This window comes from Maricaulis sp. MIT060901 (genome assembly GCF_047123815.1).
In the GTDB taxonomy this organism is placed as follows: Bacteria; Pseudomonadota; Alphaproteobacteria; order Caulobacterales; family Maricaulaceae; genus Maricaulis.
The window spans coordinates 2,382,230-2,399,654 of record NZ_CP138920.1; the positions used below are offsets into that span (position 1 = coordinate 2,382,230).

General features: G+C 61.9%; 16 protein-coding genes and 1 riboswitch. Of the genes, 12 read left to right on the top strand and 4 right to left on the bottom strand.

Going from position 1 to position 17,425, the window contains the following annotated elements:
- The first annotated feature begins 334 nt into the window (after positions 1–334).
- The 3 genes from SIC17_RS11725 to SIC17_RS11735 are packed head-to-tail and all read left to right on the top strand — an operon-like array spanning position 335 to position 3,065.
- The gene (locus SIC17_RS11725) at positions 335–1,108 is read left to right on the top strand and encodes a DUF1194 domain-containing protein (RefSeq protein WP_412545469.1); all 774 of its coding nucleotides are present in this window, start codon (positions 335–337) and stop codon (positions 1,106–1,108) included.
- Complete coding sequence (locus SIC17_RS11730) at positions 1,105–1,860, top strand: DUF1194 domain-containing protein (protein WP_291892031.1); 756 nt, start codon at positions 1,105–1,107, stop codon at positions 1,858–1,860. Before SIC17_RS11725 ends, SIC17_RS11730 begins: the two co-directional genes overlap by 4 nt.
- Entirely contained in the window at positions 1,857–3,065 is a 1,209-nt protein-coding gene (locus tag SIC17_RS11735) for a lytic murein transglycosylase (protein ID WP_412545470.1), read from the top strand. The genes SIC17_RS11730 and SIC17_RS11735 overlap by 4 nt, the downstream gene beginning before the upstream one ends.
- Here the strand turns inward: SIC17_RS11735 and SIC17_RS11740 are convergent, their stop codons facing one another.
- The gene (locus SIC17_RS11740) at positions 3,066–4,856 is read right to left on the bottom strand and encodes an ATP-binding protein (protein ID WP_412545471.1); all 1,791 of its coding nucleotides are present in this window, start codon (positions 4,854–4,856) and stop codon (positions 3,066–3,068) included.
- Between the two features lie 79 nt (positions 4,857–4,935).
- The gene (locus SIC17_RS11745) at positions 4,936–6,060 is read right to left on the bottom strand and encodes an MFS transporter (protein ID WP_412545472.1); all 1,125 of its coding nucleotides are present in this window, start codon (positions 6,058–6,060) and stop codon (positions 4,936–4,938) included.
- A 272-nt stretch (positions 6,061–6,332) separates the two neighbouring features.
- On the opposite strand from SIC17_RS11745, the gene SIC17_RS11750 reads away from it, so the two are divergent.
- The 4 genes from SIC17_RS11750 to mnmD all read left to right on the top strand — a co-directional run bounded on the left by SIC17_RS11750 (position 6,333) and on the right by mnmD (position 10,284).
- Positions 6,333–6,968, top strand: a complete 636-nt coding sequence (locus SIC17_RS11750) for a hypothetical protein (RefSeq protein ID WP_412545473.1) — start codon at positions 6,333–6,335, stop codon at positions 6,966–6,968.
- 107 nt (positions 6,969–7,075) lie between these two features.
- Positions 7,076–7,948, top strand: coding sequence for a flagellar motor stator protein MotA (gene motA, locus SIC17_RS11755; protein WP_291892046.1), 873 nt, complete (start codon positions 7,076–7,078; stop codon positions 7,946–7,948).
- Positions 7,949–8,037: 89 nt separating this feature from the next.
- Positions 8,038–8,592 (top strand): RBBP9/YdeN family alpha/beta hydrolase, encoded by a 555-nt coding sequence (locus tag SIC17_RS11760; protein WP_412545474.1) that lies wholly within the window; start codon positions 8,038–8,040, stop codon positions 8,590–8,592.
- Positions 8,593–8,595: 3 nt separating this feature from the next.
- Positions 8,596–10,284, top strand: a complete 1,689-nt coding sequence (gene mnmD, locus SIC17_RS11765) for a tRNA (5-methylaminomethyl-2-thiouridine)(34)-methyltransferase MnmD (protein ID WP_412545475.1) — start codon at positions 8,596–8,598, stop codon at positions 10,282–10,284.
- Positions 10,285–10,290: 6 nt separating this feature from the next.
- On the opposite strand, the gene SIC17_RS11770 is transcribed toward mnmD, so the two are convergent.
- Positions 10,291–10,518 carry a hypothetical protein gene (locus SIC17_RS11770; protein WP_291892055.1) on the bottom strand — a complete coding sequence of 76 codons (228 nt, stop codon included), beginning with the start codon at positions 10,516–10,518 and terminating at the stop codon, positions 10,291–10,293.
- 140 nt (positions 10,519–10,658) lie between these two features.
- On the opposite strand from SIC17_RS11770, the gene SIC17_RS11775 reads away from it, so the two are divergent.
- The 5 genes from SIC17_RS11775 (at position 10,659) to SIC17_RS11795 (ending at position 16,321) form a co-directional block, all read left to right on the top strand.
- Positions 10,659–11,582, top strand: a complete 924-nt coding sequence (locus SIC17_RS11775) for a WecB/TagA/CpsF family glycosyltransferase (RefSeq protein WP_291892057.1) — start codon at positions 10,659–10,661, stop codon at positions 11,580–11,582.
- Positions 11,581–11,795, top strand: a riboswitch (cobalamin riboswitch). (Overlaps the previous gene by 2 nt.)
- A 99-nt stretch (positions 11,796–11,894) precedes the next feature.
- Positions 11,895–13,775: a TonB-dependent receptor plug domain-containing protein gene (locus SIC17_RS11780; protein ID WP_291892060.1), complete on the top strand. Its 1,881-nt coding sequence runs from the start codon at positions 11,895–11,897 to the stop codon at positions 13,773–13,775.
- Entirely contained in the window at positions 13,711–14,580 is an 870-nt protein-coding gene (locus SIC17_RS11785) for an ABC transporter substrate-binding protein (protein WP_412545476.1), read from the top strand. The genes SIC17_RS11780 and SIC17_RS11785 overlap by 65 nt, the downstream gene beginning before the upstream one ends.
- Entirely contained in the window at positions 14,577–15,563 is a 987-nt protein-coding gene (locus SIC17_RS11790; protein WP_412545477.1) for a FecCD family ABC transporter permease, read from the top strand. Before SIC17_RS11785 ends, SIC17_RS11790 begins: the two co-directional genes overlap by 4 nt.
- Positions 15,560–16,321: an ABC transporter ATP-binding protein gene (locus SIC17_RS11795; RefSeq protein WP_291892068.1), complete on the top strand. Its 762-nt coding sequence runs from the start codon at positions 15,560–15,562 to the stop codon at positions 16,319–16,321. The genes SIC17_RS11790 and SIC17_RS11795 overlap by 4 nt, the downstream gene beginning before the upstream one ends.
- On the opposite strand, the gene SIC17_RS11800 is transcribed toward SIC17_RS11795, so the two are convergent.
- Positions 16,318–17,397: an Mrp/NBP35 family ATP-binding protein gene (locus SIC17_RS11800; RefSeq protein WP_291892071.1), complete on the bottom strand. Its 1,080-nt coding sequence runs from the start codon at positions 17,395–17,397 to the stop codon at positions 16,318–16,320. The two genes, SIC17_RS11795 and SIC17_RS11800, sit on opposite strands and share 4 nt — an antisense overlap.
- Positions 17,398–17,425: the final 28 nt, after the last annotated feature.

Consider the following 17,425-nt stretch of genomic DNA (forward strand, 5'->3'; position numbering starts at 1 on the left):
CCCCTTACACACAAGACACGCACCCTTCTTCGAGGGCAATTTGAGGTCAGGTTAGCGAAGGGTTAACGCGGAAGCGAGTCTCAAGCGTCAAGGAATCTGGCGGAGTGGCTCATTTACCACGCTGGCGTTGCAGAAACGAAATGTGCCCGTCCGGGCAAAGGACGGGCACAATCTGGACCGGGCGTTGATCACCCAAATCTCAAAGCGGGGTAAGACCGCCCGATTTTACTAGCAGGGCAAACCCAACCGCTACCTCTCTTGGGGGTTACACTTTTGTTGGAATCTTGGCGGAAATGTTAGCTTACAACATGGTCAGTTGCCCCGGAGCGGGCATGTGCCTAATTTTCGCCACATGATGTGTTCGGTCAAAAATTTCGCGGTCGCGACAGCGGCCGTTTTGCTTGCAGGGTCCGGGGGGGCGTTTGCGGCTCAGGAGGCGCGTACCGAGGTCGATGTTGAACTCGTGCTCGCCGTGGATATTTCCTACTCCGTCGACGAGGAAGAGGCACGCCGTCAGCGCGAGGGCTATGTTGCTGCGCTCGCTTCGGAAGACGTGATCAACATGATCCAGGGCGGGCCCTATGGCCGCATCGCCGTGACCTATGTCGAGTGGGCGGACAGTGGTTTCCAGCGCGCAGCAGCGGATTGGATGGTGATTTCCAGTGAAGCCGATGCCCTGGCCTTCGCCTCGCAAGTGGCCGCCGCGCCATTGGAGCGGGGGCATTACACCGCGATCGGTGCGGCAATTGCAGATGGTGTCGCCCGTATTCGGGACAATGATTACGACGCACCGCGGCGCATTATCGACATTTCCGGTGACGGTCCCCAGAACCAGGGTATGTCGCTGGAGGCGGCCCACGCGCTTGCGGAAGAAGGGCATGTCGTGGTCAACGGACTGCCGGTTATCTCCGAGCGTGACGGTCGCTGGGTGCGCCCGGTCGAGGTCAATCTCGATGCCTATTTCGAAGACAACGTGATCACCGGTCCGGGCGCCTTTGTGCTGCCGGCCCGTACGGAAGATGAGTTCGCCGAGGCGATCCTGCGCAAGCTGGTACTGGAAATCGCCGGCGCCGCGCCGGCTCCTGTCGAACTGGGGCGCGCGCCGTGATCATCACCAGCTTCCTGGCCGCAACCCTCCTGCTGTTTTCTCAGGACCCGGGTTATGAACCGCGTCCGGTCGAGTTCACCGAGGACGGCCGGGAGATGGTCGATCTGGAACTGGTTCTGGCTGTCGATGTATCCTCCTCGATTGACGAGTATGAGGCGCGGCGCCAGCGCAATGGCCATGTTGCAGCCCTGGCTGATCCGGAAGTCATTTCCGCGATCCAGAGCGGTGGCTATGGCCGGATCGCCGTGGTGTATCTGGAGTGGGCGGATGCGGATTTTCAGCGTGTTGTCGCACCCTGGACGGTGATCGAGACCGAGGAAGACGCGCTCGCCTTTGCCGCACTACTGGCGACTTCGCCCTTCATCTCCGGACGGCGCACGGCAATCGGCGCGGCGATCAACAGCTCGGTCGAGCTGGTCGACACCAATGCCTATGAAGGTGTGCGCCATGTCATCGACCTGTCCGGCGACGGGCCGCAGAATTCCGGTCCAAGCCTGGTCCAGGCACGGGCCGATGCGGAAGTTCGCAATATCACCATCAACGGCCTGCCCATCCAGACGGAACGCCAGAGCCCGTTCCGCCCCACGGTGAGCATCGATGTGGCCTCCTATTTTGAAAATAATGTGATCGCCGGCCCCGGTGCCTTTATTTCGCCCAGTAATGAGCATGAGGATTTCGTGGACGCGCTGCGTCGCAAGCTTATTATCGAAATCGCCGGACTGGATCCGGCCTTGCTCCTGGGGAAGGGATGAAAGCGTTCAAGTTTCTGGCTGCTGCAACAGTAGCGATTGTTTCCGCGTCCACGGCTCAGGCCCAGGACGAGAGTTTCGACACCTGGCGTGCCGGGTTCCATGACCGGTTGCTGGCGGCCGGCGCTGAGCCGGCCACGGCTGCATCGATGCTGGACGGTCTGACGCCCGACAGCCGCATTATCGACCGTGACCGCAGCCAGCCGGAATTCGTGCGTCCGATCTGGTCCTATCTGGGTATTGCCGCTTCGGATCTGCGGATCAGCAATGGCCGGGAGGCACATGCCGATACCCGCGCCGAGCTGGATGCGATCTCGGAACGTTTCGGTGTTCCGGCGGAGATCCTGGTAGCAATCTGGGGGCTTGAGAGTTCCTATGGCGCCATTCCCGGCAATAACGATACCATCCGGTCTCTGGCCACGCTGGCCTGGGAAGGCCGCCGCCGCAACTGGGCCGAGGCCCAGCTGATCGCCGTCGCCGAGATGATCGATGAAGGTTATGCCACGCGCGAGCAGCTCACCGGATCCTGGGCTGGGGCCATGGGGCAGATGCAATTCATCCCCACCACCTATCTCGAGCGCGCCTATGACTGGGATGGGGATGGCCAGCGCAATATCTGGACGAATAATGGCGACGCCCTCGCATCGGCGGCGAACCTGCTCTCCAGTGAAGGCTGGCAGCGCGGTGCGCCGATCGTTGTGGAAGTTCAACTCGGCGATGATTTCGACCTGATGAGCTGGGAGCCGAGTCAGAGCCGTCCGGTCAGTGAATGGGCGATGCGCGGTCTTTCTCCGGCGGGTGACGGAGAATGGGCAGCGGATCACCTGATGCAGTCCGCGCGTCTGGAATTGCCAGCGGGTCGCGGAGGTCCGGGCTTTCTGACTTTCCGGAATTTCCGCGTCATCAAGCGCTACAACAACTCCACTGCTTATGCGCTGGGCGTCGCCCATCTGGCAGACCGTATCGCCGGTGGGGAGCCTTTTGTGGGCGGCTGGCCCGAGAATGACGTTCCACTGACCCGCAGCCAGACCCGTGAGGTCCAGGCTGCTCTCAATGAGCTCGGTCACAATCCCGGCACGCCGGACGGAATCGCCGGGCCCAACACACGCCGGGCATTGCGGGCTTTCCAGCGTGCCAATGGCCATGATCCCGACGGGTATCTGGGCACCCAGATGTATGAAGTCGTCGTGGGGTCGGACGGGGAATGATCAGGCGCTTTCGCGGTGCTTGTGCTCGACGCGGATCAGGGTCAGCAGCTCCACCAGGTCTTCGCGCCGAACCGGCTTGGCCAGATTTTCATCCAGTCCAGCGGCTTGATAGGCGGCGACCTGCTCCGGCAGAACGTTCGCAGTGACAGCAATGACGGGCGTCGGCTGACTTCCGTCCCGCTGTTCGCGAAGGCGCAATTGCTGGGTAGCCTCGACGCCGTTCATTTCGGGCATCTGGATGTCCATCAGCACAATGTCAAAATGTTCTCGGTCGAGAATGTCGAGGGCTTCCTGTCCGCTGCCCGCGCATGTCACGTCGACTTCCAGAGGGGCGAGCAGGGTTTGAAGCACCAGTCTGTTGGTTGCGATGTCGTCAACGACCAGGGCCCGTAATCGCGAAGCCAGTGCGTCGGAGGGCTGGGTGTCGAGGTCAATTTGTGGCTTCGGGGGCTCACCGGGTTCAAGCGCCAGCGTGACCGTGAAGCGGCTACCTTGTCCCGGGGTTGATTCCACACGGATGTGCCCGCCCATGAGCTCGGCTAGACGCATGCTGATCGCCAGGCCGAGCCCGGTTCCCCCGAATTTGCGTGTCGTGGAGACATCAGCCTGTTCGAACTGGTTGAAGATGGCTCCGATACGGTCTTCAGGGATGCCGACGCCGGTATCCCTGACGCATATCTCGATATGTGCGTCTGTTGTTGCCGGGGCAGGCAGGCGCCGGATTTCCGCGTGGACCTCACCATCCGGTGTGAACTTGATGGCATTGGACACCAGTTTGGAGAGGATTTGACGGATCCGTGTGGCGTCGCCCCGATACCAGCCCTTGGCATCATCTGCGAGCCGCGTTTCCCATCGCAATCCCTTGGCAGCACTCGCCGGACGATAGGTCGAGTCGATCCAGTTCAGGATTTGCTCCAGCGAAATATCCGCCTGCTCTAGTTCAACTTGTCCCGCTTCGACCTTGGAAATGTCGAGAATGTCGTTGACCACCGTCAGCAACAATTCGCCGGACGACTGCAGTGTGGTCACCATCGTGCGCTGTTCCTGGTCCAGTTTTGTGGTGCCCAGGCCTGTGGCCATCCCGATGACGCCATTGAGTGGTGTCCGGATTTCATGGCTCATCTGGGCCAGGAAGCTGGTCTTGGCAGCGCTTGCCCGCTCGGCATCGTGACGTGCTGTTTCCAGTTCCCGCATGGATTTCGAGATGGACAGGACCGCGGGTCTGAAGACGAACCAGCCTTCCAGAAGGAGAACAAACAAGGTGATGGTGAACGCTGTCAGTTCCAGCCGATCCATGAAGTGGACGCGGCGCTCTGCTTCGAGCGTGAAAGCATTGGTGGCCGCGTCAAGCACGGGCAGTATGATTTCAGCGCGTTCGGCCAGTTCACGCATGTTTGTTGGTGTTGCGTCGCCAGCTTTGATGCGGTCAGCCAGCTCAACGAATTGCAAGGACAGTGCATCCAGATTCGTTCCGGGTTCCAGATAGATGTCGAGAATGCGGTCGCTCATACTGGCTGCGAGTACCAGATCATCATGCGATCGCGCGAACAATCGAATGCTGTTTTCAAGCCGCTGTGCCGGTGTGGCGAAATCGACCTCGTTCTGCATTTCCAGCGTCAGCATGACGATGCGCTGGCTCAACATTCGCTGTCGTCCCGACATGTTGACCAGGCTGGCATCCTCGGATGCAGCTCGTCCAGCGATAAGCGAAATGCCAAGCACGCTCGCCGCCATCAGCGCGATCAGGCTGAGTGCCAGGACATACCGAATTGTCAGGCCACGAGCTGTCATCATCCCTCCGAATGAGTGCTCGATACAGCAAGTGCCTTTAGAAAACGAAAATGCCCGGGGCGTTTTATATCCGTTGCACCTATAGTGGCGCCTTTGGCTCGGGTTTGATGCGAACGGCTTCGGTCGCTCGGGCCACTCCGGGGTGGAACCACGCCACCGCTGCGGCAACCACGCTGAGCGCTGCCGCGACGATATAAGGCGCGAACATGCCTAGCTCGGTAAACAGGTAGAGGCCGCCCACCGGCCCGACGATAAAGCCCAGGCCGGCCGTGGCCGTGGTAAGGCCCGCCGCTTGTCCCTGTTCTTCGGGCGTCACCGAGACTGAAGCGCCACCGACGAAGCCGGAGCGTGCGAGGCCAAAGGCAAAACTCGTCATCAGATAACCAAAGACCATGCCGCCATAATTGGGCGCGACCAGCATGAAGAGACTGCCGGCAATGGTGATGATCGCGCCCTGCGTCATCAATGTGCGCGGGCTGGCCTTGAGCGCCGGAATGACCACCAGCTGTGCAACGATCAGCGCACCGGCTCCCACCGCCAGGGCGATCGAGGAGAGTTGTAAGCCCTGTGCTTCATCCAGAACCAGCCGGTCCATCAGGAAAAAGGCGAGGGTAGACAGGCTCAAAGATTGGGTGATCCAGATGATCGCGCCATAGATCACGAAGGGCAGGATGCGCGGGTCGGCGCCGAAGGCAAACTGGCTGAGCGGGTTGATCGGCCGGCTCTGGACCCGGGGCGGTGTGCGTTCCGGAAGTCGCAGCCAGATACCTGCGGCGCCCGCACCGACAATCACCGATATCATGACCATGAAGGTCGCCACGCCGACCCATTCCACAAAGGTGGCTGCGAGTGTTGGTCCAATGACCGCACCCAACCCGAACGCCGCGGTCAGTCCAGCCAAGGCTTCCGTACGCTCTTCCGGCGAGGTGCGGTCTGCGACATAAGCCTGGGAGGCCGGATTGGTGGCCGAGCCGAGGCTGCCAAACAGGGTGCGCGCGAGCGCCATCGCGAAAATCGCCCCGAGCGGCGGGATCCAGCCGTTTTCCCCGGCCAGCGCCGCGGCCGCGAATATCAGGGTGGAACAGGCAAAGGCGCTGAGACCGAAAACGATGTAGGGCTTGCGGCCATGACGGTCCGACAGCGCTCCCCAGATCGGCGTCATCATCATGAACAGCGTCGCTGAAAGCGTGTAGATCGCGCCCACCCAGTACTCCTCGACGCCCAGCCCCCTCGCCAGGGGGGCAGGATGGCAAACAGCATGTTGTTGCCGATCCCGGTCGCCATCAGGCACAGGAATAACAGCCGGAAAGCAGCTCTGCGTTCAGGATCAGAAGACGGGTTGGAAGGATCAAACTGGGGTGGCACGTGGCTGGACGCTCTCTTTGTGACGAATGCCCGAGCTGGCGGGATGAAGGCCCGTTGGGCCGCTAGCCAGGCGAAGTTATACCCACACTCATAACGAGATGGGGATCGCACGTGAAATACGTAATTGCATGTCTTGCATTTTTCGGCCTCGCCCTGACGCCCGCCCGGGCCCAGTTCGACTATACACCCGGTTTTGAGCCGGGCGCTCCTGAAGAGCTCTCAGTGTATGCAGCGCTGGAGGGCCAATGGACCATCCAGCTTTATTACCCCGCGGCCGATGCCGACGCAGCGGAAGGCTGGCGATGGGCCGAGTGGGCCGAGGCCTCTTCCATTTTTGAACCGCGACTGGACGGAGCGGTTATGCTGGAGAGAAATTCCGGCTTCCCGATTTCACCCGGCTCCACCGGGGCGGAGGGCTATGACCGCTGGCGCTATGATGTCTGGTGGTCCTGGGACCGTTTCTCCAACGTCTACCGCGCCAGTATTGTCGACAATCTCTGGGGGTTTGTGGACATCTATGAGGGCACGAACGCCTTTGATGTGTCCAATCTGGATACCTCCACCTTTAATCGTGGAGGTCCGGGTGGCCGGGCCCAGAAAAGCCGGCTGCGGATCACGGAACGTGGCGATAACCGTTTTGTGCTGGAATGGTGGACGCTCGATATGGACGTTCGCGTCGAAGGCGCGGACCGGGACGCCCAGCCGTGGCAACCTTCGGTGCGAATGGTGTATTTTCAGGCCGAGTAAACCCTTCGCTAACCCTTATTCAACCGGACATTAAGCTTACCCGTTCATAGTGCGCTTCAATCGGGCCGTAAAAAACAGGTCCGGAGCTGTACAAGGTGGACGGGTAAATGTTCCAGATTATCGGCATTGTGGTCGTGTTCGTCATGGTGTTCGGCGGGTTTGCACTCGCGGGCGGCCATTTCGACGTGATCATCAAGGCGCTGCCCTTCGAGATGATGATGATTGGCGGTGCCGCGGTTGGTGCTTTCCTGATCGGTAACAAGCCGAAGACGGTGACCAAGACGCTGGGCGATTTCGCCAAGATCTTCGCTGGCGCCAAGTGGAAGGCACAAGACTATACAGACCTTTTGTCATTGTTGTTCCTGCTAACAAAGACAATGAAGACAAAGGGGGTGATCGCGCTTGAAAGCCATATCGAGAACCCGTCCGAGAGCGCCATTTTCTCGCGCTATCCGCGCATCCTGAAGGATCATTTCGCCGTCGATTTCATCTGCGACACGCTGCGCATGATGACGATGAACCTGGAAGATCCGCACCAGGTCGAGGACGCGATGGAGAAACAGCTGGAGAAGCATCATCACGAGGCTGCTGATCCGGCCCACGCCATGCAGACGCTGGCCGATGGCCTGCCGGCCCTGGGTATCGTTGCGGCGGTTCTCGGCGTGATCAAGACGATGGGCGCGATCGAAAGCCCGCCCGCTGTTCTGGGTGGCTATATCGGTGGTGCCCTGGTGGGTACCTTCCTCGGCGTTTTCCTGGCCTATGGATTTGTCGGCCCGTTCGCGGCCTACCTCCAGGCGGTGTATGATGAGGAACACCAGTTCTACAAAATCATCCAGGATGTCCTGGTCGCGCATCTGCACGGTAATGCCGCCCAGATCTCTGTCGAGATCGGCCGGGGCGGTGTTCCGACCAAGATGCAGCCCAGCTTTGCCGAACTGGAAACGGCACTCGACGAGATCCCCAACGAGGTCGGCTAGTTCACACCGACATCGTAGCTTTGATCGAACGCGGTGCCTCATGGGCGCCGCGTTCTTGTTTTTGCGGCATGAGGGAGTAGATAGACGCCATGAAAATCAAAGACGCCGATATCCTCATCATTCCCGGGCTCGGGGATTCCTCGCCCTTCCACTGGCAGTCGCGCTGGCAACAGAACATGTCCACCGCGCGCCGGGTTGAACAGGATGACTGGGACAATCCAAACCGGGAGGTCTGGACGGCCAAGGTGATCGAAGCGGTCGCAGAGGCAGAGAAACCGGCAATTCTGGTAGCGCATTCCGTAGGCGTGCTGACGGTCGTGCACGCCGCGCCGGACCTGGATCATTCCAAGGTCGCCGGTGCCTTCCTGGTTGGCGCATCGGACTGGGAGCGTGACTCGCTGGAAGAGCGCTTCCCCGGCCACGGTTTTGCGCCGGTCCCGCGCGAGCCACTGGGTTTTCGCGGCCTGATGCTGGCCAGCTCCAATGACGAGACCTGCAAGGTTGAAAAGGCCGAGCACTGGGCTCGTGACTGGGATGTCCAGTTCGGTAATGCCGGCGAGGCCGGACATTTCACCGAGGAAAGCGGTCATGGGCCCTGGCCGGAAGGCCTGATGGCCTTTGCCAAATTCACCCAGTCGCTCTGATCCATGTCGGCGGGGCAGCTCCTGTGTGAACCGGCAAGGCTGGACTGGTCCCAGCCCGGTGGCCCGCGCGCGAGCGAATATGGCGATGTCTATTTCTCGGTCGAGGATGGTCTGGAAGAAACCCGCGAGGTTTTCCTCAAGGCCTGTAATTTACCGGACGCATGGGCAGACCGACCGGTCTTTGTTGTAGGCGAGCTGGGGTTCGGAACCGGGCTCAATGCGCTGGCCCTCTGGCAGCTCTGGCGCGAGCATGGCAATCGCGATGGCTGGTTGCATTTCCTCAGTGTCGAAAAACATCCGCTGAGCCTTGAACAGGCTGAACGCGCCTTTGCGGACTGGCCACAACTGGCGGACCTCACAGGGCGTCTTCTAAAACAATGGCCCTCCCGCTTGAAAGGCCCGCATCGCCTGGTCTTCCCGGAGGATCGTTTCACTATGACGGTGTTTCATGACGAGGCTGAAACGGCCTTGGCGCAGATGCGGGCGCAGATGGATTGCTGGTTCCTCGACGGTTTCGCGCCGGCAAAAAACGGGGCCATGTGGTCACAGCCGGTTTTCGATCAGCTCGGCCGCCTGTCCCGTCCTGGCGCGATGGTCGGCACGTTCACCGTCGCCGGTGCAGTGCGCAGAGGCCTTGCTGCGGCGGGCTTTGAAGTGTCCAAACAACCCGGTTTCGGACGAAAGCGCGAACGTCTGCAGGCGAGTTATGCAGGCGAGGCGAGGGCCGCCGAGCCGGTGCGCCCGGCGATCTGCATTCGTGGCGCCGGCATTGCCGGTGCATCGCTGGCGCGGGCATTTTCGATGCGGGGCTGTGCTGTTCGCGTGATTGATCCGGGTGGACTTGGTGTGGGTGCCTCTTCGGCGCCGGCGGGTCTGCTAACCCCGCGTCTGGAAAAGGCGGACCGGCCACATGTGCGTGCCACCTTGGCTGCCTTCGATTTTGCCCGCCGGCTTTATGCGCCGATGGAAGGCTTCAACGCTACCGGCGTTACGCGCCTGCCCGGAAATGACAAGGACGCCACGCGTTTCCCCGAACTCGCCGAGCTCATGGGGGAAGGCTACCGCTGGGCTGACGGTGCGCTGGAGATGGCAAGCTCGGGCTGGTTTCAGCCGCGAAGCCTGGTCCATTCCCTCTTGGACAAGATCGAGGTCGCTGGGGCCGGGCAGGCGGAGCCCGGCGAAATCACCATCCATGCGACAGGCCCCGGCTTCACCCTGGATGGCGATATTACGCCCAGTGCTGGCCGGGTCGGTGTGTTTTCAAGCAACGCGCACCATCAACCCCTGAGTTGGGGCGGATACCTGGTGCCGGTATCGGCGGACCAGGTCGTGCTGGGGGCAACACATGTGAAGGGCTGGGACGCCGGCGACGACGAGGCCGAACTGACCGGGTTTCACGCGTCGCTCGAAGCGGTGAGGCCGGAACTGGCGGCGACGGTTTCGTCGCGGGCGAGTTCGTCCTGGTCCGGATGCCGCGCGTCGACGCCGGATCGCCTGCCTGTTGTCGGGGAGGTCGGTGAAAACGAGTTCGTCCTGTCCGGTCTTGGAAGCCGCGGCTTCGCGCATGCGCCCCTTCTGGCCGAACAGCTCGCCTCGCAGATCTGCGGTGAGCCCTGGGCCCTCGAATCCATCGGTGTCGAGGCGTTCAAACCGTCGCGTTTCCAAGAGCGACGCGCCCGTCGCCAGTCCTGAACCGCGCTACAAGACGAGCCTGAACCCGTCACCGAACGCCAGTTCCATGAAGCTGCAATCGCGTGTGATACATTCGCCACGCACACCGAAATCGATCTCGAGATGTCGGTTGAAAGTCGCTTCAAATGGGCCGAGTGCGAGGTTCACGGACGTGCCCGTCAATGCGGGAACCGCAACCGGCACCGCGGAAAGCGTCGCCAGGACGCTCGCTACCACAATAGATTTCACCACCATCTGACCGCTCCTTTCCCCCTTGTGCCCGTAAGATGCCGCCAGGGGGCGGTTTGGATGCAGGCCGACCCGAAAAAAGCGGCAGGAGTTTTGCAGTTAACGCGTCTAGGACGGTGAATTGACACGAAACGGGACGCGCCAGAATGGTGGATATGCTTGCTGATGGTACCGGAATGGAACGCCGCAAAGGTGCGCGGCACATCTGGTTCCTCAATTCAGCCTTTGACAAGATCGGTATGGATATCGCCGTGCGTCGTGTGGCTGAACGCCCGGCGCAGCAGCCGTTTGCCTATGTCGTGACCCCCAATGTCGATCACCTGGTGCGCCTCGAGACCGATACGGTGCTTGCTCGGCTTTATGCCCAAGCCTGGCTGACGGTCTGCGATAGTCGCGTGCTAGAGCTGCTTGGCCGTGCCTCGGGAGAGAAAATCGAGGTCACGCCGGGTTCGGACCTGACCCAGCACCTGTTCGAAAATGAAATTGACCCGGATGACGCGATCAATGTTGTTGGCTGTTCCAGCGATGTAATCGAGGCCGTACGCGAGCGTTACGGGCTGACAAACCTGCGCTGGCACGAGCCCCCGATGGGGCTCCGCAATAAGCCGGAAGCGATCGCTGAATGTGCCAAATTTGTCGCCGAGAACCCGGCCCGTTTCATCTTCCTTTGCGTCGGTTCCCCGCAACAAGAACTGGTCGCGGAAGCCTGTCTCGACCGGGGTGATTGCACTGGTCTGGGTCTGTGTGTTGGTGCCTCGCTGGATTTCCTGGGCGGCAAGGCGGAGCGTGCGCCCAAATGGATGCAGTCGGCGCGCCTGGAATGGCTTCATCGACTGTTGCTTGAGCCCAAGCGGATGTGGCGTCGCTACCTGGTGGATGGTCCAAAAGTCCTTCTTTTGTGGCGGCGTTGGCAGCGGACCCAGAATGATCTCCGGCAACTGGAGACCCTCCTGTCCTCGCCGGAAAAACAGCGCGAACGCGCTCTGCACCAGCGTATCCGCTCGCTGGAGGACCAGCTCGCGGCTCTGGGGCGTGACAACCCGGTTGAACCCCAGCCCGGTTCCGACTAGCTTCCGCCGCCGTGATGGTTCCCGCGAGGGACTAACAGGGAAGCCGGTGCGCGAGGTTCGGATCTGATCCGGAAGCAGCAAGTCCGGCGCTGTACCCGCAGCCGTAATCGGCGAGTGATGGCGCATCATGCCACTGGACCCTCAGGTCCGGGAAGGCGCGTTCATCGCCCTGACCCGTGAGCCGGAAGACCTGCCGTCACCGTCGTCTGTCCGCTCGTGCGGGAGTTCACGAGGTAGACGCGGTAACTCCGTTTTGACGACTCCTTGCAACCGCCGGCCATTGTGCCGGCCTGATCGCTATGGAGACGTAGTATGCGATTGTTTTCCTCGCTGTTGGCTTCAACAGCCCTGTTTTCCCTGTCCGCTCCGGCTTTCGCTCAGGATGATGTCATCTTGGTCACGGCAGCGCGTGTGCCGGTTCTGGCCCAGGACAGCACCACTTCGGTGACCCAGCTGGATTCGGCCGATCTGGAAGCGCGCGGTCCGCTCTTCGTGGCCGATATCCTGCGCGCTGTGCCCAGCCTGGCCGTGTCGCGGTCCGGCCCCGTCGGACAGTTGACCCAGATCCGTGCGCGGGGTTCGGAAGCGAACCATGTTCTTGTCCTGATCGACGGCGTTGAAGCGGCCAGCCCCTTCACCGGCGAGGCTGATTTCGCCAACTTCCTGTTTGACGACCTGGGCAGCATCGAAGTGGCGCGCGGTGAACAGTCAGCCCTGTGGGGGGCTGATGCCATTGGTGGCGTGATCGCGCTGACGACCCGGCGGCCCGATGATGGACGTTCGTGGAATCTGAGCACCGAGCTTGGCAGTTTCGGCACGGCCCGTGCCAATGCGGGTGTGCGTTATGGCGGTGATGGTCTGCGCCTGCGCGCGGGGCTCGGCCACTACCGCACGGACGGTATTGATGTCTCCGGCCTCGACGGTGAGACCGAAGGCTATATCAATACCAATGGCTATTTTGGCGGCGAGTATGATCTGGCAGCCGACTGGACGCTCGACGCCTCTGTGCGCTGGATCAGCTATGAGACAGATTCCGATGCTGACACCGATTATGACGGGCGTCTGGAAAACACTGAGAATGAGCGCCACGGCGAGCAATTGTTCGGGCGTCTTGGCCTTGCTGGCGAACAGGAGCTGGACGGCTACAAGCTGGACCACCGCCTGACCTATCAATTCACTTCCGACGAGGCGGAAAGCCTGCTGGCCGGTGCCCGAACGGGCGTCTCTGAAGGCAGTCGTCGCGAGCTGAGCTATCAGGCGACTGCGCTCTGGTCCGCCGGCTCTTTCAGCAATCGCCTGACCGGACTGCTCGAGCACCAGGTCGACGAGACCGAGAATTTCGCGGGCCCGGGCAATGGCGCCAATCAGTCGCGCGAACTGGAGACAACGGCGTTTGCCTTTGATTACGGTCTGTCCGTGGCTGCTTTCGATCTCAGCCTGTCCGCGCGCCACGAGCAGAATGACCGTTTCGAGGACGCCACGACCTGGCGTGTGGGAACAGCATTCGAACTCCAGCACCTCGATGCGCGCATCCGGGCAAGCATCGGTGAGGCGGTCAAGAATCCCGGCGTGTTTGAATTGTTCGGTTTCTTCCCGGCCTTCTTTGTCGGCAATCCGTCCCTGCAGCCGGAAACCTCGCAGGGCTGGGAGATTGGCTGGGAACAGCAGCTGCTCGATGGTCAGGCCCGCTGGTCTGCCGTCTGGTTCAGCTCGGAACTGGAAAACGAGATCTACACTGATTTTGGCGTTTTCCCGGCTACGGCGCTCAATGCCGACGGCACCTCGACCCGCGAAGGCCTTGAGCTGGAGGGCGAGTACCAGGTCAGTGACGCAGTCTCGGTCTTCGCCTCGGCGAGTTTTCTCAGCAGCGAGGACCCGGCCGGAGCGGAAATCCGCAGGCCGGAGGAGCTGGCCTCTGTGACCTTCAGCTGGGCGCCGGCCGCGAGTGACTGGTCTGCGTCGGCAAGCCTCGATTACACTGGCGAGCAGGGGGATACGGATTTCGGCACATTCACGCCGGTCACGCTGGACGCCTACACACTTGTCTCCGGCCAGATCAGCCGACGGATAGGTGAGAATTTCAGCCTGTATGTGCGCGGGGAGAACCTGCTGGATGAGGAATACCAGGATGTCTTCGGCTATCACACACGTGGTCGCGGCGCTTTCATTGGCGTTCGTTTCAATCACGGCTAGCCCGGCCCAGGATCACGGAGCGACGCCGTCTGCGCACGGCGTCGTTTCCGCTTCCCTGTGTGCGGACGCCTATGTGCTCGCCCTGTTCGGTCCGGGCGAGATCCAGGCGCTGTCCTGGCAGGTCGACCAGCCGGTTTCTGCCGCACCGGACTGGGCGCGCGGCTATCCTCAGGCCTGGGCGGATGCAGAACGTCTCTATCATCTCGATCCGGCGTTGGTCGTATTCGGACCGGGGGAGGGGGCCGGGCTCGCGCCCTTGCTCGCCGCGGCCGGTATCGATGTCGTCCAGCTTCAATGGGGCGAGGATTTCGCCACGGTGCGCGCAAATATCTCCCTGCTAGGCGAGGCCGCGGACCTTGTCGCACAAGCGGATGAGCAGATCGCCACGCTGGACACCCGTCTGGCCGAGCTGGAAGCGCGGTCCGCGCAACGGCGGGATGAGACGCGCGTTTTCTACCTCTCATCATCCGGAGGTTCAGCCGGTGTCGGCACATATGTTGATGCAGCCATTACGGCTGCAGGCGGGATCAATCTGATGACCGAACGCGGCGGGCGGAGCTGGACCCGATCCGACCCGGAACTGGTGCTGGGGCTGGCGGCGGATCTGGTGGTCACCAGCTTTTTTGCGGACGGTTATCACGGTCGTCTCAACCGGGCGCGCTATCATGCCGCCTATGATGACCTGCTCGAGGCCGGCACGCGTATCGAAATTCCCAGTGGCGACTGGCCCTGTGCCGGCCCGCGTCTGATCCATGCGGCAGAGGCGATCGCCGATGCGCTGGACGAGATGGCGGTGCTGCAATGAAATCGCGTCATCTGATTGCTCTTGTCGGTCTCGTCATTCTGGCCGTATTGGCCAATCTTCTCGTCAGCCGGGATGGATTGTTGTTGGGTGCCTTTGGCGATCTGCTTCGAGGTGAGGAAAGCCTGGGCACTAGAATCCTGGCCGAGCTTCGTTTTCCACGCGCCATTCTGGGTGCCCTGGTTGGGGCGGGGCTGGGCGCCAGCGGCGCTGCGCTGCAAGGCTTCTTCCGCAATCCGCTGGCCGATCCGGGCATTGTCGGTGTCTCTGCTTCATCAGGCCTGGGCGCGGTCATCGCGCTCTATTTCGGCCTGGCCGGTATTTCCCTGCTGATGATACCCATGGCGGCGACCCTGGGCGGGTTGGTCGGTGTCGGGTTCCTGCTTTTGCTGGCGGGCCGCAGGGCCAGTTCCACGACACTCATACTATCCGGCGTCGCTGTCAGTGCAGTCGCCTCTTCCATGACGGCATTGTTGATGAATCTCAGCCCCAATCCCTGGGCGCTGGCCGAGATCGCCTACTGGCTGATGGGGTCACTGGCTGATGCCAACTGGAATGAGGTGCGTTTTGCCGCGCCGCTGATCCTGGCCGGCACGACCCTGCTTGTCCTGGTGCGCAATGATCTCGATCCACTGAGTTTGGGCGAAGAGACGGCCCGCAGCCTCGGCGTCAACCTGCCCTGGCTGAGGCTGGCGATTGTTTTGGGCAGTGCGCTGGCTGTCGGAGGCGGTGTCGCTGTTGCCGGTGCGATCGGCTTTATCGGACTTGTCGTGCCCCATCTCCTGCGTCCCTTCGTGGCCTCGCGTCCAGCGGCCCTACTGCTGCCGTCAGCGCTGGGAGGGGCAGCCCTTCTCAGCCTTGCGGATGTCGGCACGCGCCTCCTGTCCGGGCCGGGTATCCCGCTTTATCTGGGAGTTCTGACGGCCCTGCTTGGAGCGCCCTTCTTTGTCTGGCTGGTCCGATCAACACAGGGAAGAGCGCCATGAGCCAGCTCGAACTTTCTGGTCTATGCGCCCAATACGACGGTGCGCCGGTTCTGCACGAGGCCAGTCTTTCGGCTGGTGCCGGCCAGGTCGTGGCGCTGGTCGGTCCCAATGGCGCGGGCAAGTCGACCCTGCTTCGCTGTGCAGGCGGGTTGCTGGCTCCGTCGCAGGGACAGGCACTGCTGGATGGTCAAGCGATCACTGCGCTGGCAGACCGGGGCCGCGCGCGGCGCATCGCCTATCTGGCCGCTGACACGTCAGTGGCCTGGTCGCTGGAAGTCGAGCGTCTTGTGGCGCTGGGGCGTGCCCCCTTCCTGCAACCGCTACGCCGGATGAGCACCGAGGATGAGGCTGCGATCACAAGCGCGATGGAAGCGGCGGATATCACGCATCTGACCGGCCGTCGGGTTGATTCTCTGTCATCGGGTGAGCGTGCCCGTGTCCATCTGGCTCGTGTGCTTGCGACCGGGGCGGATCTGATCCTGCTCGATGAACCCATTGCAGCACTGGACCCGCGGCATCAATTGCGGGTGATGGAGATTGTCCGCGCCTCTGCTCGCCAGGGGGCGATCGTCGTCATGGCGATCCATGCGCTGGATCTGGCCGTACGTTATGCCGACCATGTCGTGGTGATGGATGAGGGGCGGGTACGGGCGCAGGGCAGTGCCCATGAGGCCCTGACCGCAGAACTGCTCGCAGATGTATTCGGTATTGCCGTGGATGGCGGTCTGAAACCCAGCGCTGCCCGCCTTATCGATTAATCGAAAACGATTTCCGGCAGGGGTTTGGAGGCCTCGTCAGCAGCGGCAAGAGCGGCCTGTGCCGTCTTCAGAAATGCCGTGGCGATCGGGCCGTCATCCAGAGCGATCGGCTGGCCGGCGTCGGAGCGCGTCCGCAGGTCCGGATGCAGCGGAATTTCGCCGAGGAATTGCGCACCGATCTTCTCCGCTTCCGCCTTGGCACCGCCTGAGCCGAAGATGTGGCTGCCCTCACCACAATGCGGACAGATGAAGATGGACATGTTCTCCACCACCCCAAGGACTGGAACGTGGGTCTGCTCAAACAGGCCGATTGCCTTTCGGGCATCATCCAGCGCCAGGTCCTGGGGCGTGGAGACAATGACAGCACCATCCACTGGCAGGTCCTGGGCGATGGCCAGCTGCGCGTCGCCAGTGCCCGGCGGCATGTCGAGGATCAACACGTCCAGCCCACCCCAGTCGGTATCGGTCATGAACTGGCGAATGGCGCCCTGGACCATGGGGCCGCGCCAGACAACCGGGGCGCCCGGTTTGACGACAAAACCCATGGAGATGATGGCGACACCATGCGCAGTAATCGGCTGGACGCCTGCGTCGGTCTTGCGCAGGCCCGGAACGTCATTCAGTCCGAACAGGCGCGGTGCTGACGGGCCGTAGATATCGGCATCCAGGAGGCCGACCTTCATGCCGGACTTGGCCAGCGCGGCAGCGAGATTGGCTGCGACGGTGGACTTGCCCACCCCGCCCTTGCCGGACGCAACGGCGATGACATGACGCGCCGGTTTGCTGGCCGGTGCCGCCTGTTTCGGTTGGCGCTGTTTCGGAGCGGGTTTTGCCTCGGACTTGTGGGCCGTCATGACGGTGCGAACGCGATCAACGCCCTCAATCCCGGTTACCGCAGGTTCGATCTCTTCACGCAGGCGATCCAGATCGGGATCGCCGGCTACCGGCGGGGTCAGGATGACGGTCGCCGTGTCACCGGCAATGGCTGCGCTGTCGACACGCTTGGCATCGAGGATATTCCGACCGGACTGGCGTTCGATCACGGTTTCCAGGGCGGCTTTGAGGCGTGCGTCCATGTCATCTCTCCATTGGCGCGAGAGACAT

Bases quoted from the DNA above. Each gene is read 5' to 3' on its own strand.
- SIC17_RS11735 (WP_412545470.1), top strand. From the start codon at position 1,857: ATGAAAGCGTTCAAGTTTCTGGCTGCTGCAACAGTAGCGATTGTTTCC.
- SIC17_RS11740 (WP_412545471.1), bottom strand. From the start codon at position 4,856: ATGACAGCTCGTGGCCTGACAATTCGGTATGTCCTGGCACTCAGCCTG.
- motA (WP_291892046.1), top strand. From the start codon at position 7,076: ATGTTCCAGATTATCGGCATTGTGGTCGTGTTCGTCATGGTGTTCGGC.
- SIC17_RS11760 (WP_412545474.1), top strand. From the start codon at position 8,038: ATGAAAATCAAAGACGCCGATATCCTCATCATTCCCGGGCTCGGGGAT.
- mnmD (WP_412545475.1), top strand. From the start codon at position 8,596: ATGTCGGCGGGGCAGCTCCTGTGTGAACCGGCAAGGCTGGACTGGTCC.
- SIC17_RS11770 (WP_291892055.1), bottom strand. From the start codon at position 10,518: ATGGTGGTGAAATCTATTGTGGTAGCGAGCGTCCTGGCGACGCTTTCC.
- SIC17_RS11775 (WP_291892057.1), top strand. From the start codon at position 10,659: ATGGTGGATATGCTTGCTGATGGTACCGGAATGGAACGCCGCAAAGGT.
- SIC17_RS11780 (WP_291892060.1), top strand. From the start codon at position 11,895: ATGCGATTGTTTTCCTCGCTGTTGGCTTCAACAGCCCTGTTTTCCCTG.
- SIC17_RS11785 (WP_412545476.1), top strand. From the start codon at position 13,711: ATGTCTTCGGCTATCACACACGTGGTCGCGGCGCTTTCATTGGCGTTC.
- SIC17_RS11790 (WP_412545477.1), top strand. From the start codon at position 14,577: ATGAAATCGCGTCATCTGATTGCTCTTGTCGGTCTCGTCATTCTGGCC.
- SIC17_RS11795 (WP_291892068.1), top strand. From the start codon at position 15,560: ATGAGCCAGCTCGAACTTTCTGGTCTATGCGCCCAATACGACGGTGCG.
- SIC17_RS11800 (WP_291892071.1), bottom strand. From the start codon at position 17,397: ATGGACGCACGCCTCAAAGCCGCCCTGGAAACCGTGATCGAACGCCAG.